16 protein-coding genes are annotated in these 15,689 nt (G+C 63.2%); 8 read left to right on the top strand and 8 right to left on the bottom strand.

The genetic code is table 11. From position 1 onward, the window contains the following. Positions 1 to 6: 6 nt before the first annotated feature. The 5 genes from NPS46_RS06010 to pedF all read right to left on the bottom strand — a co-directional run bounded on the left by NPS46_RS06010 (position 7) and on the right by pedF (position 5,148). Complete coding sequence (locus NPS46_RS06010; protein ID WP_274105519.1) at positions 7 to 1,782, bottom strand: PQQ-dependent methanol/ethanol family dehydrogenase; 1,776 nt, start codon at positions 1,780 to 1,782, stop codon at positions 7 to 9. 274 nt (positions 1,783 to 2,056) lie between these two features. Then, positions 2,057 to 3,001: a quinoprotein relay system zinc metallohydrolase 1 gene (locus tag NPS46_RS06015; protein WP_274105520.1), complete on the bottom strand. Its 945-nt coding sequence runs from the start codon at positions 2,999 to 3,001 to the stop codon at positions 2,057 to 2,059. Between the two features lie 21 nt (positions 3,002 to 3,022). Next, positions 3,023 to 3,796: a quinoprotein dehydrogenase-associated SoxYZ-like carrier gene (locus tag NPS46_RS06020; RefSeq protein WP_274105521.1), complete on the bottom strand. Its 774-nt coding sequence runs from the start codon at positions 3,794 to 3,796 to the stop codon at positions 3,023 to 3,025. Between the two features lie 10 nt (positions 3,797 to 3,806). Continuing rightward, positions 3,807 to 4,694 (bottom strand): substrate-binding periplasmic protein, encoded by an 888-nt coding sequence (locus NPS46_RS06025; protein ID WP_274105522.1) that lies wholly within the window; start codon positions 4,692 to 4,694, stop codon positions 3,807 to 3,809. After that, positions 4,687 to 5,148 carry a cytochrome c-550 PedF gene (pedF, locus tag NPS46_RS06030; RefSeq protein WP_274105523.1) on the bottom strand — a complete coding sequence of 154 codons (462 nt, stop codon included), beginning with the start codon at positions 5,146 to 5,148 and terminating at the stop codon, positions 4,687 to 4,689. Before pedF ends, NPS46_RS06025 begins: the two co-directional genes overlap by 8 nt. Positions 5,149 to 5,403: 255 nt before the next feature. On the opposite strand from pedF, the gene exaA reads away from it, so the two are divergent. Next, positions 5,404 to 7,293, top strand: coding sequence for a quinoprotein ethanol dehydrogenase (gene exaA, locus NPS46_RS06035; protein WP_425312702.1), 1,890 nt, complete (start codon positions 5,404 to 5,406; stop codon positions 7,291 to 7,293). Between the two features lie 124 nt (positions 7,294 to 7,417). Then, positions 7,418 to 8,080: a pentapeptide repeat-containing protein gene (locus NPS46_RS06040; RefSeq protein ID WP_274105524.1), complete on the top strand. Its 663-nt coding sequence runs from the start codon at positions 7,418 to 7,420 to the stop codon at positions 8,078 to 8,080. Between the two features lie 299 nt (positions 8,081 to 8,379). Here the strand turns inward: NPS46_RS06040 and NPS46_RS06045 are convergent, their stop codons facing one another. From NPS46_RS06045 to NPS46_RS06055, 3 genes are read right to left on the bottom strand one after another with little or no spacing between them, the layout of a single operon-like run. Further along, the gene (locus tag NPS46_RS06045) at positions 8,380 to 9,021 is read right to left on the bottom strand and encodes a response regulator transcription factor (RefSeq protein ID WP_274105525.1); all 642 of its coding nucleotides are present in this window, start codon (positions 9,019 to 9,021) and stop codon (positions 8,380 to 8,382) included. Beyond that, entirely contained in the window at positions 9,018 to 10,280 is a 1,263-nt protein-coding gene (locus tag NPS46_RS06050; RefSeq protein WP_274105526.1) for a sensor histidine kinase, read from the bottom strand. Before NPS46_RS06050 ends, NPS46_RS06045 begins: the two co-directional genes overlap by 4 nt. A gap of 3 nt (positions 10,281 to 10,283) precedes the next feature. Continuing rightward, entirely contained in the window at positions 10,284 to 10,406 is a 123-nt protein-coding gene (locus NPS46_RS06055; RefSeq protein WP_274105527.1) for a hypothetical protein, read from the bottom strand. 156 nt (positions 10,407 to 10,562) lie between these two features. Here NPS46_RS06055 and NPS46_RS06060 point away from each other — a divergent pair, with 156 nt between their 5' ends. From NPS46_RS06060 to NPS46_RS06085, 6 genes are all read left to right on the top strand, one after another. Further along, positions 10,563 to 11,753 carry an ABC transporter substrate-binding protein gene (locus tag NPS46_RS06060; RefSeq protein ID WP_274105528.1) on the top strand — a complete coding sequence of 397 codons (1,191 nt, stop codon included), beginning with the start codon at positions 10,563 to 10,565 and terminating at the stop codon, positions 11,751 to 11,753. A gap of 47 nt (positions 11,754 to 11,800) precedes the next feature. After that, positions 11,801 to 12,799, top strand: a complete 999-nt coding sequence (locus tag NPS46_RS06065; RefSeq protein ID WP_274105529.1) for a YVTN family beta-propeller repeat protein — start codon at positions 11,801 to 11,803, stop codon at positions 12,797 to 12,799. Beyond that, positions 12,796 to 13,527 (top strand): ABC transporter ATP-binding protein, encoded by a 732-nt coding sequence (locus tag NPS46_RS06070; RefSeq protein ID WP_274105530.1) that lies wholly within the window; start codon positions 12,796 to 12,798, stop codon positions 13,525 to 13,527. The genes NPS46_RS06065 and NPS46_RS06070 overlap by 4 nt, the downstream gene beginning before the upstream one ends. Continuing rightward, positions 13,524 to 14,315 (top strand): ABC transporter permease, encoded by a 792-nt coding sequence (locus NPS46_RS06075; RefSeq protein ID WP_274105531.1) that lies wholly within the window; start codon positions 13,524 to 13,526, stop codon positions 14,313 to 14,315. Before NPS46_RS06070 ends, NPS46_RS06075 begins: the two co-directional genes overlap by 4 nt. 118 nt (positions 14,316 to 14,433) lie before the next feature. Continuing rightward, a complete protein-coding gene (locus NPS46_RS06080) occupies positions 14,434 to 14,970 on the top strand; it encodes a PQQ-dependent catabolism-associated CXXCW motif protein (RefSeq protein ID WP_274105532.1) in 537 nt (178 codons plus the stop codon). 52 nt (positions 14,971 to 15,022) lie between these two features. Continuing rightward, complete coding sequence (locus tag NPS46_RS06085) at positions 15,023 to 15,688, top strand: response regulator transcription factor (protein WP_274105533.1); 666 nt, start codon at positions 15,023 to 15,025, stop codon at positions 15,686 to 15,688. Position 15,689: the final 1 nt, after the last annotated feature.

The raw sequence follows: 15,689 nt of genomic DNA on the forward strand, positions 1-15,689 counted from the left end.
CAGCGCTTACTTCTTGGCGACCAGCTCTTTAGGCAGCTTGAAGGTCCAGAGCATGCCGCCCTGGTTGAAGTCCTTCACCCGCTTGGCCACTTCGCCACCCCAGAGCGGTACTGCACCGCCCCAGCCGGACAGGACCGAGACGTACTGCTCGCCATCCATCATCCAGGTCACTGGCGAACCCAGTACCCCGGAACCGGTCTGGAATTCCCAGACCTTTTCGCCGGTCTTGGCATTGAAGGCCTGCAGGAAACCTTCCGGCGTACCGGTGAACACCAGGTTGCCCTTGGTGGTCATCACCCCGCCCCACAGCGGTGCGAAGTTCTTGTGACGCCAGACTTCCTTGCCGGTTTTCGGGTCGATGGCGCGCAGCACGCCAATATAGTCCTCGTTCAGCGGTTTGATGGTGAAGCCCGCACCGAGGAACGCCGCGCCTTTCTTGTAGGCAATGCCTTCGTTCCACATGTCCATGCCCCATTCGTTGGACGGAACATAGAACAGGCCGGTGTCCTGGCTGTAAGCCATAGGCATCCAGTTTTTCGCACCCAGGAACGCCGGCGCGACAAAGACCGAGGTGCCCTTGGCTTCGCTGCCCGGCGCGCCTGGACGGCTGGCATCGTTGTAGATCGGCCGGCCATTCTTGTCCAGGCCGGTGGCCCAGGTGATCTTGTCAACGAACGGGAAGCCACGGATGAACTTGCCGTTGGTGCGGTCCAGCACGTAGAAGAAGCCGTTACGGTCAGCAGTCGCCGCCGCCTTGATTTCCTTGCCGCCTTCCTTGTAGTTGAAGGAGACCAGTTCGTTCACGCCGTCGTAGTCCCAACCGTCGTGCGGCGTGCTTTGGAAGTGCCACTTGATGGTGCCATCGTCCGGATTGAGGGACAGACGCGAGGAGGAGTACAGGTTGTCGCCAGGGCGCAGATGGGAGTTCCACGGCGCCGGGTTACCCGTACCGAAGAACAGCTGGTTGGTTTCCGGGTCGTAGTAGCCACCCAGCCAAGGGGCGGCACCGCCGGTTTTCCAGAGGTCGCCGGGCCAGGTCTTGCCGGCTTCGCCGCCGGAGATCCCGTTTTCAATGGCCTTGCCATCCTTGTAGACGTAGCCCATGTGGCCTTCTACAGTCGGACGGGTCCACAGCAGCTCGCCGTTTTTCGGGTCGTAGGCTTCGATCTTGCCGACCACGCCGAATTCGCCACCGGCCACGCCGGTAATCAGCTTGCCATTGACCACCATGGGCGCGGCGCTGATGGAGTAGCCAGCCTTGTGGTCGGCGACTTTCTTGCTCCAGACCACCTTGCCGGTGTCCTTGTTCAGGGCGACCAGCTTGGCATCGAGGGTGCCGAAGAACACCAGGTCACCGTAGAGCGCCACACCGCGGTTGATGACGTCGCAGCACGGACGGATATCGTCCGGCAGGCGCGCGTCGTACTGCCAGAGTTTCTTACCGGTGCGCGCATCGACAGCGAAGACCCGCGAGTAGGAGCCGGTCAGGTACATCACGCCGTCCTTGATCATCGGCTGGGCCTGCTGACCGCGCTGCTTCTCGCCACCGAAGGAGAAGGCCCAGACGGGACGCAGATCCTTGATGGTGTTGACGTTGATGGTGTCCAGCGGGCTGTAGCGCTGGCCCTGAACGCCGAGCCCGTTGGTGACGATCTGCGCCGGGTTTTTCGGGTCCTGGAGGATCTCCTGGTCGGTGACGGCGGCCAGGGCCGAGCCGGACAGGAGCATGGCACTGAGGATCAGACTCAGGGCGAAGGGCTGGCGACGTGCGGGGTGGGACATGACGGCTTCCTCTGCGGTTTTTGTTGTACCCGGGAAATTTTCCCGGTCTGGCGCAGATTCTTGGTTGCAGGCCTATTCCCAACAATTGGCCGCTGTGGGGATTTTTATAGTTCCTTAGTACGTAGACCCCGCAGCGCGGGCGCGCAGCCGCGGGCGCCAGGCGACATCCGGGGGCGCAACAAGGCGACTCAAGGTTTTAGAAAAATCGGCGGGATGGCGCGCTCCGAACGCTGCGCGCGCGGGCGTAGCCTGACGGCAGCGTCAGGCAAACCGCTTAGAGCGCGTCCCTGGCGTTTTCGTCCAGGCGTTTCATCTGGCCGCGCTCATAGCGCGGATACAAATGGCTGACACTGCGGATCAGTTCATAGCGCGTCAGGCTGATCGCGGCAAAACGCTCGGGAATCGGGCTGCGGATCATCTCCGCCATATCCTTGCCCTGGGTCGCGCCATCACGCATCAAGCCGTCCAGCCAGCCCAGGTAGTCACGCATCTGGGCGAAAGGTCGGGCATCACTGGCCACGGGGCCGTGCCCCGCCACCACCTGCTTCCACGGCAAGGCCTGCAAGGTGTCGATATCCGCCTGCCACACTTCCAGGCCCGGGCTGTTGGGGGTGGTCAGCGCCCGCTCGAAAAACACCAGATCCCCAGCAAACAACACGCCCGTCTTCTCGTCGAGAATCGCCAGGTCGGCGCCGGTATGCCCACGCAGCCCCAGCAATCGCAGGGGGTGGCTGCCAATGGTCCGGGTGCCTGGCTCGACCACCTGAGTCGGCAACACTACCTCGGTACCGCGCATCCAGTCGCCGACCATGCGGTACATGTTCTCGGCCATGGCATCGCCCTGCTGCTTCAACAGCTCGGTGGTGCCCGCCAGCGCACCGATGGGCACATCGGTAAAGGCCTGGTTGCCCAGCACATGATCCGGGTGATGGTGGGTCAGCAGGACCTGGATGATCGGTTTGTCGGTCACCCGCGCAATGGCCGCTCGCAGCGCCTGGCCATAACGGCGCGAAGGCCCGGTATCAATGACCACCACGCCCGCCTCGGTGACGATAAACCCGACATTGACGATATTGCCGCCATTGGCCTTGGCGAAATTATCCGTGCTGCCTTCGAGCAGCCAGGTGCCGTCGGCGATCTGCCGCGGCTCCAGTCGATAGTCCAGATCAGCCAGTGCCGGCAGGCTCAGGCCCAGAACGAACATCAGCAACCAGCGCATGGCGCTCTCCTTTAATCGCGGTCAGGGAATCGCTGCGTTGAATTCATTGCCGCTGTTGTCGCGCAGCCGCAGATGGGTTTGACCTGCGCCCTGGACATCAAACCCCAGGTTAGGGTTTTCACTAACCGCCGGGAACAGCTCCAGGGTCGCCAATGTCTTGCCCGCCGCATCCAGGAGTTCAGCCTGGGTCAGGTAGAACTCCGGGATACCGCTGACCAGGCCATTGTCCATCGGGTGGGAAACCTGCAGGCGCAGGCGACTGAAATGCTCGCGCGGATACCGCCCACCCAGCACTTCGCCCACATGCTCCTCCCAACCGGCCTCGGTGCGCACCACACTGGGCGCAGTACAGCCGCCACCGGCCGCATCGATCAGGGTCGAGCCGACATGCCAGAGGCCATCGCGGGTCTGTACCGCCGCACGCAACGGGGTGGCCTGCTCGACCCGGATACGGATCGACAGCCACGGCAACACCTGCGCTGAAGGCTGGAAATCGACAATCTTGGGCAAGGGGTTGAGCTCGGCCCAGGCCAGGATGCGCACCACATCCCCCTGGAGCGCCCGGGCGTCGATCTCGATGGGAACCTGGCGGGCATCTTCGGCGAATGGCGGTGCGAGCAGCTTGACCCGATCATCGAAGACAAACGCCGCGCTGCCGAGGATCTGCTTGTGATAGAAGTCCCACATCACCGACGACGGCACGGGATCCGTGCCCGGTAAAGCTGCGGGTGCGTCGGCCGCCATGGCGCCCAACGGCAACCACAGGGCCAGCAGACAAGCATTTCGCCAGTTCATCCAAGTGCTCCTATTGATACATCTCCGGAACTTCGTAGCGCAGGCCGTAACGCGCGTAGATCGCCTGCACCGAGCCATCGCGGATCAGCCCTTCCAAGGCCTCTTCGAGAGCGTAGGCCAATTGCCGATTGCTCTCATGCACCGCCATGCCAATTTCCCAGACCTGCCGCCCCATGTTGGGGTAGGCATTTTCGGCGAGCGCCCATTGCGGATCACCGGCTTCGTGCAGCTGCCAGTCAATTTCACCGCGCATGGCCATGACCGCATCGACCTCGGCGTTCTTCATGGCCGCGAAGGCCAGGCTCACGCTAGGGTAATGGTGGGTCTTGGCACTTAGGCTACCGTTGAAGACTGACGTCAAATAGAACGACGGCACGCTGTCCACTTCGACCCCGATGGGGTTTTGCTGGAACACTGCCACGCTGGGCACCGCCTCCAGGCGACGGCGATCATAGGCAACCTGCCAGCATTCGCGCTGGTAAGGGCCAAACATCACCGCGTGCTCATTCTCCAGCTCGCCGACATCGTTGCGTTTTTGCCGGAAATCGCGATCGTAAGGCACGCGCATCATCAGGTCGGCCAACTGCTGGTCACGCAGCTGGCTACCGCGCCAGATGTAGTCGCGCAGGTCATCGTCGAGCTTCTCGCCGGGCGGCGCCCAGATCAGCTTCAACTGCACGCCCAGCGCCTTGGCCAACGCCGCGACCAGGTCGACATCCACGCCCTTGGGCTGGCCGTCGACCTGGAAGCTGTAGGGGGCAAAATCCTTGTAGACCGCCACCTTCAGTTCACCGGCAGCGATGATCTGATCGTAGTCGCGAACCTGCGCCATGGCTGCCTGGCAGCACAGCAACAGCCCGCCCAGGAGTACGCCAAATCGACGCAGGGACTTACTCATCGACGTGGACACTGTCCAGGTAGGTACGCACGGCCCAGAGCGCTTCCTGGCTCAGGTAGTCAGCCATTTTTGGCATATAGACGCGACCGTCGCGCACGGCACCGTGGCGCACACGCTCGACAAACCACTCGTCACCGGCATCGCCGACATCGAGCAAACGCAGATCAGGGGCGATACCGCCCGACTTGGCTTCCAGACCGTGGCACGCAGCGCAGTTCTGGTTATAGGCCGACGCACCGATCTCACGCGCCCGCTCACGCTCCCCTGTCGTGCGGTAAGGGTTGACGGCGGCCCAGCCATCGGCATCGACATCCACACCGGCATCCTTGACCGGCGTCAGGCCTTTGGTTTCCACCGCTTGCGGCACCACATCACCATGGGCCAAGACCAGACCCGAGGCCATCAGACCTGCGAGCAGGCCTACTACTAACCCGGCGTTGTGCACTTTTTTCATTGTTTTGCCCTCAGGATTGCACGCTTAACCTCTCTGAACAGAGGCTGTGCCGCCATCTTAGAAACCCCTCCCCACCAGCCGTATGCTGCTTTGGTGGTCGCGCCCTACTCCCTTGGTAGTAGGGCTTGTGGCGAGGATCTAAATCATGTCCGGACTGGGAACTATTCCCGGCAAGGGCGGGATATTTTCCGTATCGCCCCATCGCGCTCAGACACAACCTATGCAGGCCAAAACATCCACTGGGAACTGCAAACCATGACAATAAGATCGCTACCCGTCCTTTCACCTCTGTGTGTCGCCATGCAGGCCTTCCTGCTCGTCGGCGGCCTGTCGCTGGGTGCCACGGCGGTACAGGCTGCTGTTGCACCTGCCACCAAGAACGTGACGTGGGAAGACATTGCCAACGACCACCTGAACACCAAGAACGTGCTGCAGTACGGCATGGGCACCAACGCCCAGCGCTGGAGCCCGCTGGCCATGGTCAACGACAAGAACGTGTTCAAGCTGACGCCAGCCTGGTCCTACTCGTTCGGTGACGAGAAGCAGCGCGGCCAGGAATCCCAGGCCATCGTCAACGACGGCGTGGTCTATGTCACCGGTTCCTACTCCCGGGTATTTGCCCTCGATGCCAAGACCGGTCAACGCCTGTGGACCTACAACCACCGTCTGCCGGACAACATCCGTCCGTGCTGCGACGTGGTCAACCGCGGTGCCGCGATCTTCGGCGATAAAATCTACTTCGGCACCCTCGATGCGCGCCTGATCGCCCTCGACAAGACCACCGGCAAAGTGGTCTGGAACAAGAAGTTCGGCGACCACAGCGCCGGCTACACCATGACCGGCGCTCCGACGCTGATCAAAGACAAGGTCACCGGCAAAGTCCTGCTGATCCACGGCAGCTCCGGCGACGAATTCGGCGTGGTCGGCCAACTGTACGCCCGCGATCCGGACACCGGTGAAGAAGTCTGGATGCGTCCGTTTGTCGAAGGCCACATGGGTCGCCTGAACGGCAAGGACAGCACTCCGACCGGCGACGTCAAAGCGCCATCCTGGCCAGATGATCCGACCACCGAAACCGGCAAGGTCGAGGCCTGGAGCCACGGCGGCGGCGCCCCTTGGCAGAGCGCAAGCTTCGATGCCGAAACCAACACCATCATCGTCGGCGCCGGCAACCCTGGCCCGTGGAATGGCTGGGCACGGACCTCCAAGGACGGCAACCCGCACGACTTCGACAGCCTCTACACCTCCGGCCAGGTGGGCGTCGATCCAAGCACTGGCGAAGTGAAGTGGTTCTACCAGCACACTCCGAACGATACCTGGGACTTCTCCGGTAACAACGAACTGGTGCTGTTCGACTACAAAGGCAAGGACGGCAAAGTGGTCAAGGCCACGGCTCACGCCGACCGTAACGGCTTCTTCTATGTGGTCGACCGTGCCAACGGCAAGCTGCAAAACGCCTTCCCGTTTGTCGACAACATCACCTGGGCCAGCCATATCGACCTGAAAACCGGTCGTCCGGTTGAACGCGAAGGCCAGCGTCCGGCCAAACCGCTGCCAGGCGAAAGCAAAGGCAAGTCGGTAGAGGTGTCGCCGCCGTTCCTGGGTGGCAAGAACTGGAACCCAATGGCCTACAGCCAGGACACCGGCCTGTTCTACGTACCGGCGAACCACTGGAAAGAGGAATACTGGACCGAGCAACCGGCCTACAAAAAAGGCTCGGCTTACCTGGGCATGGGCTTCCGTATCAAGCGCATGTACGAGGACCACGTCGGTTCGCTGCGCGCCATGGACCCGACCACCGGCAAGGTCGTCTGGGAACACAACGAGAAGCTGCCACTGTGGGCCGGCGTACTGGCCACCAAGGGCAACCTGGTGTTCACCGGTACCGGCGACGGCTACTTCAAGGCCTTCGATGCGAAGACCGGCAAGGAGCTGTGGAAATTCCAGACCGGCAGCGGCATCGTTTCGCCACCGATCACCTGGGACCAGGACGGCGAGCAGTACATCGGCGTGACCGTCGGTTACGGCGGCGCGGTCCCACTGTGGGGCGGCGACATGGCTGAACTGACCAAGCCGGTGGCACAGGGTGGTTCGTTCTGGGTCTTCAAAATCCCAAGCTGGGACAACAAGACCGCCGCCAAGTAACGCACCTTAGCCCGGGCGTCCAAGGACGCCCATCGCGAGCGAGCTCGCTCCTACAGGAGACGCAACAGACCTGTAGGTGCGGGCTCGTTTTCGTTTGTGTCCGCCAACAAGAAGAGAACCTGTCATGAATTACCTGCCACTTGTACTTGCCTTTGCTCTCTCCCCGGCGTTTGCCGCGGCCCCACATGGCGACGAGGGTGACGACGCCCCGCTGGTGATCAACGGCTGCGTGATTGATGAGGGCAGCAAATGCCCGGGCGCCAACCTCAAGGGCGCCAACCTGCGCAACCAGGACATGCGCCATATGGATTTGAGCGGCGCCGACCTGAGCGGTGCCGACCTGCGTCACGCCAACCTCGACCTGACCAATCTGGAAAAGGCCAACCTCACCGGCGCCAACCTGACGCGCGCCAGCCTGCAACAAGCCAACCTGCGGATCGCCAACTTCAGCGACGCCAAGATGATCGCCATCCAGGGCTGGGGCATGTTCGCCCAGGGCGCGCAGTTCCAGAACGCCGACTTGAGCGCGGCCTACCTGCAATTCGCCAAGCTGTCCGGGGCAAAGATGCACAGTGCCAAATTGCAGGCCGCCGACCTGGAAATGACCTGGCTGAGCAAGGCCGACCTCAAGGGGGCGGACCTGCGTGATGCCAACCTGCAGGAAGCCAAGTTCGGCGGAGCCAGCCTGGAACAGGCCAACCTGACCGGCGCACGCCAGCACTACGCGAACTTCCAGGACAGCTACATGGAAGGCTGCCTGGGCTGCACCAGCGGCTGGGAAAACTGAGCAAGCATGCGCCTGGCGAGCGGTAGTCGCTGCCGCCAGGCTGTCATGAACCCCAAGGGGCTGGGCGTGACCACGATCACCGAGGGTCTGCCCGGCCCTAACGCCGCCTGACGGCAGCGGCGAGGTTTATCCTCTGGAAAGCCCCACCCTCCCCTTGGCCGTCGGCAGGCGGCGACCCTGTGCGCAGCACACGTAACCTGGGCGACTCAGTCGGCCAGGGCAATCGTGCCGCTGTGGTTTTACCAACGCAGTACGCCTAGAGGTAGCCGCGCGACAACGGCTACGCACACCCTGATTGGCTACTGCCCGATCCGCACCACGCCCATATCGATCCCCAGATGCACCAGTTCGGCATGGGAACTGACCTGCAGCTTGCTCTTGAGCAAGGTCAGGTAGTTGGAGACGGTCTTGGCGCTGATGCACAACTGCTCGGCAATCAGCCGTGCCGGCGTGCCCTTGGCCAGCATCACGAAGATCTCCAGCTCGCGCTGGGTCATGCTGCGCAATCGTGGATCGCTGGCATCCTGGCGCGGGGAATGGCAGGCCAACTGTGTGGCCAGGCCCTGCTCGATATAGGTATGCCCGGCCAACGTACGATGCACCGCTTCGATCAGCACATGGGGCGCCGAGCTCTTGGTCAGGTAACCCGAAGCCCCGGCCTCCAGCGCCTGGCGCACCAGCGGTAACTCATCATGCATGCTGAAAAACAGCACCCGCAGCTGAGGCAGGCGCTGGCGCAGACGGCGCGTGGTTTCCAGGCCGCTGATACCCGGCAGCCCGAAATCCATGATCACCAGGTTGGGAATCTCTTCCTGCACCCGCGTCAGGGCCTCTTCGCCGGTCGCGGCCTCGCGGACCTGAACCTCCGGCAACAGCGCCCGCAACAGGCTGGCATAGCCTTGGCGCACCACGGCATGGTCATCGACGATCAGGATATTCATCCGTTCTCCAGGGGTATGTTCAAGGCCAGCGCCCATCCGGCACCAGGCTGGCTGATGATCCGTAGCTCACCCTCGAGGCTACGCGCACGTTCATGCATCGAGTACAGCCCCACGCCCGGGCGTTGGGGCGCCTGTGCGCCGCAGCCGTTGTCACGCACCAGCAGGTGCAGGCGACCGGCGCGCTGCTGCAGGCGCACGCGCACGCGACTGGCCTGGGCATGGCGGGCAACATTGGTCAGGGCCTCCTGCAACAGGCGGTAGAGATGGGCCTTGGTCGGTGCCGACATCACTGGCAAGTCGCGGCCCAGGGTCAGGCGGCAATCGATGCCCTGGGTGCTTTGCCATTGATCGGTCAGCAGCTCCAGAGCTTCGCCCAGCGGCAAGTGCTGCAACACCACCGGGTACAAATCGCGAATCAGCGCGCGAAAGCCCTGCTGCAGTTGCTCGCAGTGTTGCTCCAGGCTTTCGGCGGTACTGGCCACGGTGTCCGGCTGGTGGGCAATCAGCCGTAACAGGCAGGCCTGCGCACGTATGCCCGCCAGGTACTGGCCCAAGTCGTCGTGCAGGGTCTGGGCCAGGCGAGTGCGCTCCTGGTCCTGGACCGCCAGCAGGGTCTGGGCCAGCCGCGTGTTTTCGGCCTGGGTCTGCTCCAGGGTGGCGGTCATGGCATTGAAATGCGTAGCCAATTGGCGCGCCTCGGGCAGCCCTTCGCTGCGCAAGCGCACATCGAGCCGGCCGCACGAGACCTGCTGCAAGGCCTTGAGCAACTCATCGAGTAAACGCAGGCCACGGCGCACCGCCCAGCGGATGGTCAACAGGCTGACCAGTAGCGCCAGGCCGCTCAGGCACAACAGCAGTTGCAGGGAATCCCAGACCTCATCGATCTCGTCACCAGGATCGACACTGATCGACACCTCGCGCCCATCAGCCAGTTGCAGATTGCGCGGCGGATGGCGCTCGGCATCGAACAACCAGCGTCCGAGCCAGGCATCGAGGCCATGCAGGGACGGCGCTTCGCCGAGCTGACCGGGCTGCGGCCAGGTGACCCGCACGTGGCGCAGGCTGGAAGTCAGGCGCGGCTGCAGGCTGGCCGGATCGCGCTCGGCGATTTCGGCGAGGTACTCGACCACGGCCTCGGCGGCGCGTAATTCGCGCTCCACATCGGCGATCGCCTGATGCAGCAACAACACCAGGCACGCCAGGGTCACCAGGGAAAAGAACCCGCTGACCCACAGATTGATTCGCCACAGGGCTGACATGGTTTAGCGACTCAAGCCCGGTGGGGCAGCCTGGGGTTGGAAGGTGCCGCCGACGTGGAGCTTGTCCACACCGATCATGCTGAGAATCAAGAGCAAGGGCAGCAGCAGGGCTTTGACGACGCGCATGGCCGGGCCTCTTTATTGTTATGGTCTGTTGCCCATGCTAGAGGCCCTGCCGCTTGGCCGGACTACTACCTTGGTACTGCCCGGCTGGTACTTTCTGCATATTCCTCGACCCGGGAAGTATTCCTATGCTGGCGCCACCTGTTGTGGAGTGCCGCCATGCGCCCGTTCGCCCGTTCCACCCTGCCCCTGCTACTTGCACTCGTCGCCAGTGCCGCGCCCTGGTCCGCCAGCCAGGCAGCCGACGACACGTTGCAGGTGCGCATCGGCTATCTGGGTTACCGTCCGGACACCGGCCCGTTGCTGTCCAACGTCATCCCCGAGCCGGCCGATGCCGGGCTGCGGGGTGCCGAGTTGGCCATCGTCGACAGCAACAGCACCGGACGTTTTCTCAAGCAGTCCTACAGCCTGGAGGGCGTCACCGTCGACAACCCGCAGGCCCTGCTGGAAGCAGCTCAGCGCCAGCATGCCGAGGGCCTGCGCCTGTTCGTGATCAACGCGCCCGGCAGCAGCCTGCGTGAGTTGAGTGCCGCCCTGCCCGACAGCCTGCTGTTCAACGCCGGCAGCGCCGATGATGATCTGCGTAGCACCGCCTGCCTGAACAATGTCCTGCACACGCTGCCCAGCCGAGCGATGCTGGCCGATGCCCTGGGCCAATTCATGGCCGTGCGCAAATGGCAGCGCAGCCTGTTGATCGTCGGCCAGACCGCCGAAGACCAAGCCTATGCCGCCGCCTTGCGCCGCGCCCTCAAGCGTTTCGGGCTGAAGATCGTCGCCGAGAAGCCTTGGTCCTTCGACAACGACCAGCGCCGCAGTGCCCAAGCCGATATGCCGCTGTTTACCCAGACGGCCGAATACGACGTGGTGCTGGTCGCAGACGAGCGCGGTGACTTTGGCGAGTATGTGCCCTACCAGACCTGGTACCCGCGCCCGGTCGCCGGCACCCAGGGCCTGACGCCGGTGGGCTGGCACAAAACCGTGGAAACCTACGGCGCGGCGCAACTGCAAAAACGCTTCGAAGCCCTCGCCGGGCGCTGGATGAACGACCGCGATTTCGCCGCCTGGATGGCTGTGCGCAGCGTGGCGAGCGCCGTCAGCAAGCTACGTCAGGCCGATGCCACGGCGATTCGCCACTTGGCCCTGTCCGACCAGTTACCGCTGGATGGCTTCAAGGGCCGCAAGCTCAGTTACCGCCCCTGGAACGGTCAGTTGCGCCAACCCATTCCAGTCGTGCAGCCCCGCGCCCTGGTGACCACCTCGCCCCAGGACGGCTTTTTGCACCCCTTCAATGAAATGGACAGCCTTGGCTACGACCAGGCCGAAGTCACCTGCCAGTACCGCGCGCCGTAAGGCGCTAGCGCCGACCCCATCAATAACTACAAGAAAAGGCACTTGCCATGTATCAGCCCACCCGCCCCGCCCCTTCCACGCTCGCCCTCGGTAAAAGCCTGTTGGCCAGCGCCCTGCTGCTCGCCTCTGGCTCACTGTTGGCCGCCACGGCATTTGTCTCCAATGAAAAGGACAACAGCCTCAGCGTGATCGATATGCAGACGCTGCAAGTGGTCGAGACCCTGGCGGTCGGCCAGCGGCCGCGCGGCCTGCTGCTGTCCCACGACAGCAAGCTGCTGTACATCTGCGCCAGCGACTCGGACCGAGTCCAGGTCATGGACGTGGCCACGCGCAAGATCATCAAGGAACTGCCGTCCGGCAAGGACCCCGAGCAATTCGCCCTGCACCCCAACAACCGCTGGCTGTACGTCTCCAACGAAGACGATGCCCTGGTCACCGTGATCGACACCGAGACCTCCAAGGTCCTGGCCCAGGTCGATGTCGGCGTCGAGCCTGAAGGCATGGCCGTCAGCCCGGACGGCAAGTGGGCGGTCAATACCAGTGAAACCACCAACATGCTGCACTGGATCGATACCAGCACCCAGACCCTGGCCGACAGCACCCTGGTCGACCAACGCCCACGCTTTGTCGAGTTCAGCAGCGACGGCAAGCAACTCTGGGCCTCGGCAGAGATCGGCGGCACCGTGACCGTGCTCGACGTCGCCTCGCGCTCGATCATCAAGACCCTGAACTTCAAGGTCAAGGGCGTGCACCCGGACAAGGTCCAGCCCGTGGGCGTCAAGCTCAGTGCCGACGGCAGATATGCCTTTGTCGCCCTGGGCCCAGCCAACCACGTCGCAGTCATCGATGCCAAGACCCTAGAGGTGCTCGACTACCTGCTGGTCGGCCGCCGCGTCTGGCAGATGGCATTTACCCCGGATCAACGCCAGTTACTGGCGACAAACGGCGTCAGCGGCGATGTGTCGGTGATCGACGTAGACAGCCTGAAGGTGGTCAAGTCGGTCAAGGTCGGGCGCTACCCGTGGGGCGTGGTGGTCACGCCGTGAACGCCTTGCAGGTCAACGACCTGAGCTTTGCCTATGGGCAGCGCCAGGCCTTGCGCCAGATCGATTTCGCCCTGGCGCCAGGGCGCTTTACCGCCCTGCTCGGGCCCAATGGCGCCGGCAAGTCGACCCTGATCGCGTTGCTGACCCGGCTCTACGATGTGCAGCAGGGCGAAATCAGTGTCGGCGGCCACTCGTTACGCCGCGCGCCGCGCCAGGCCCTGCGCCAGCTCGGCGTGGTGTTTCAGCAAAGCACCCTGGACCTGGACCTGAGCGTGGAGCAGAACCTGCACTACCATGCGGCGCTGCACGGCCTGTCACGGCGCGACAGCCAGGCGCGCATCGACTTGGAGTTGACCCGTCAGGACCTGCTCGAGCGCCGCCGGGAGAAGGTTCGCGCGCTCAATGGCGGCCATCGACGTCGCGTCGAGATCGCCCGGGCGTTGCTGCACCAACCACGTCTGTTGTTGCTGGACGAAGCCAGCGTCGGCCTCGACCCAGCCAGCCGCCTGGCGCTCAACCAGCATGTCCGCCGCTTGTGCCTGGAGGATGGGATCAGCGTGCTCTGGACCACTCACCTGCTCGATGAAGTGCACGCCGACGACGACCTGATGATCCTGCACCAGGGACAGCTGGTCGCCGCTGGCGTGGCCACGCAAATCAGCGCCACCCACGGCGGTGAACTGAGCACCGCCTTCGCCCGATTGACCGGCTCTGGAGTTCACCCATGAACGCTTACTGGCAATGCCTGCGCGGGATTGTGCTGCGCGAATGGCTGCGCTTTATCCTGCAACGCACCCGTTTTCTCAGCGCGTTGGTGCGACCGTTGCTGTGGTTGCTGGTCTTTGCCGCGGGTTTTCGTGCGGCCCTGGGCATCGCGATCATCGAGCCCTATGACACCTATATTCCTTACGAGGTCTATATCGTGCCGGGGCTGGCCTGCATGATCCTGCTGTTCAACGGAATGCAGGGCTCATTGTCGATGGTCTACGACCGGGAAATGGGCAGCATGCGCGTCCTGCTGACCAGCCCGCTGCCACGGGCCTTTCTCTTGGCCAGCAAGCTGCTCGCCACCGCGCTGATTTCCCTGCTGCAGGTCTACGCGTTTCTCGCCATCGCCTGGGTCTACGGGGTGCAGCCACCCGCCTGGGGGCTACTGACCGCCCTGCCGGCCCTGCTGCTGGTGGCCCTGTTGCTCAGTGCGCTGGGGCTGCTGCTGTCCAACGGCATTCGTCAGTTGGAGAACTTTGCCGGGGTGATGAATTTCGTGATCTTCCCGCTGTTCTTCCTGTCCTCGGCGCTCTACCCGCTCTGGAAGATGCGCGAGGCGAGTGAATGGCTGTACTGGCTGTGCACGCTCAACCCGTTCACCCACGCCGTGGAACTGGTGCGCTTTGCGCTGTACGAGCGCTTCAACCTGCTGGCAATGGCCGTGTGTCTGGGCCTGACCCTGCTCTTCGCAGTGCTCGCGGTCCTGACGTTCAACCCACAGCACGCCGCCTTGCGCAAGATCGGCTGAACGCCGAGCACCATCACCCATCTACTACTTTAGTACTGCCTGACCTGCCTATCGTCGCATTCCCAAAGCATCGGCACTGGCTTGTAATACGGCACATAAGAAGAATGAGACGACTGCCATGCGTACCCTGCTTTGCGCCCTGTTTGTCGCGGTATCCCTGTGCGGGACGGTCCAGGCCGACACCCCGCTGTTCTCCGCCGATGGCTTTCGGCTGACCCTCTATCGCAGCCCGACACCGACCCAGATCGACGGCGCGCAGATCGTCGACACTCCAGCAGTCCAAGCCCTGGTGCAACAAACACCCAAAGCACTGCTGGTCGACGTGTATCGACGCCCGTGGCTGCATGGCCAGTTCGTTGAAGACCAGCCGCACGCCAACCTGCCCGACAGCCTGTGGCTGGCCAATGCCGGCGATGGCGAGCTGACACCCGAGTGGCAGCAGTACTTTGCCAATAACCTACGCACCGCGACCGCCGGGCGCCTGGACCATCCCGTGGTGTTCTATTGCCGCTCCGACTGCTGGCTTAGCTGGAATGCCATCAAACGCGCCCGCGCGCTAGGCTATACACGGCTCTACTGGTACCGTGACGGCCTCGACGCCTGGGAGGCTGCGGGCCTGCCGGTGACCCCCGCACAACCCCAACCGCTGCTCTGAACCGCACTGCGCAACGCGCCTACCCACACAAAAAAATTAAGAGGTGAAGGCCATGTACAAGATTCTGATCGCCGACGACCATCCCCTGTTTCGCGAAGCCATCCACAATGTCATCAGCGACGGTTTCCCCGGCAGCGAAGTGATGGAAACCGCCGACCTGGACAGTGCCCTGGCCCTGACCCAGAGCCACGACGACCTGGACCTGATCCTGCTCGACCTGAACATGCCCGGTATGCATGGCCTCAATGGCCTGATCAACCTGCGCAACGAGGCGCCGACCATTCCGGTGGTTATCGTCTCCGCCGAGCAGGACAAGCAGATCGTGCTGCAGGCCATCACCTACGGCGCCGTCGGCTTTATCACCAAGTCCTCGCCGAGGGCGCAGATGACCGAGGCCATCGAGCAGATCCTCAATGGCAATGTGTACCTGCCGTCGGACATTATCCGTACCCAGAAATCCAGCAGCCGACGCAACCAGAGCGAAGCCCCAAGCTTCCCGCCGGAACTGCTGCAGGCCCTGACCCGCAAGCAACTGCTGGTCCTGGAGCGCATGACCAAGGGAGAGTCGAACAAACAAATCGCCTATACCCTGGAAATTGCCGAGACCACGGTCAAGGCCCACGTCTCGGCGATCCTGCGCAAACTCAACGTGCACAACCGCGTCCAGGCCATTCTCAGCGCCGGCGATATCGACTTCGCCGCCTACCTGCGCCGCTAGG

This window comes from Pseudomonas putida (assembly GCF_028682395.1).
GTDB classification, from domain to species: Bacteria; Pseudomonadota; Gammaproteobacteria; order Pseudomonadales; family Pseudomonadaceae; genus Aquipseudomonas; species Aquipseudomonas putida_AB.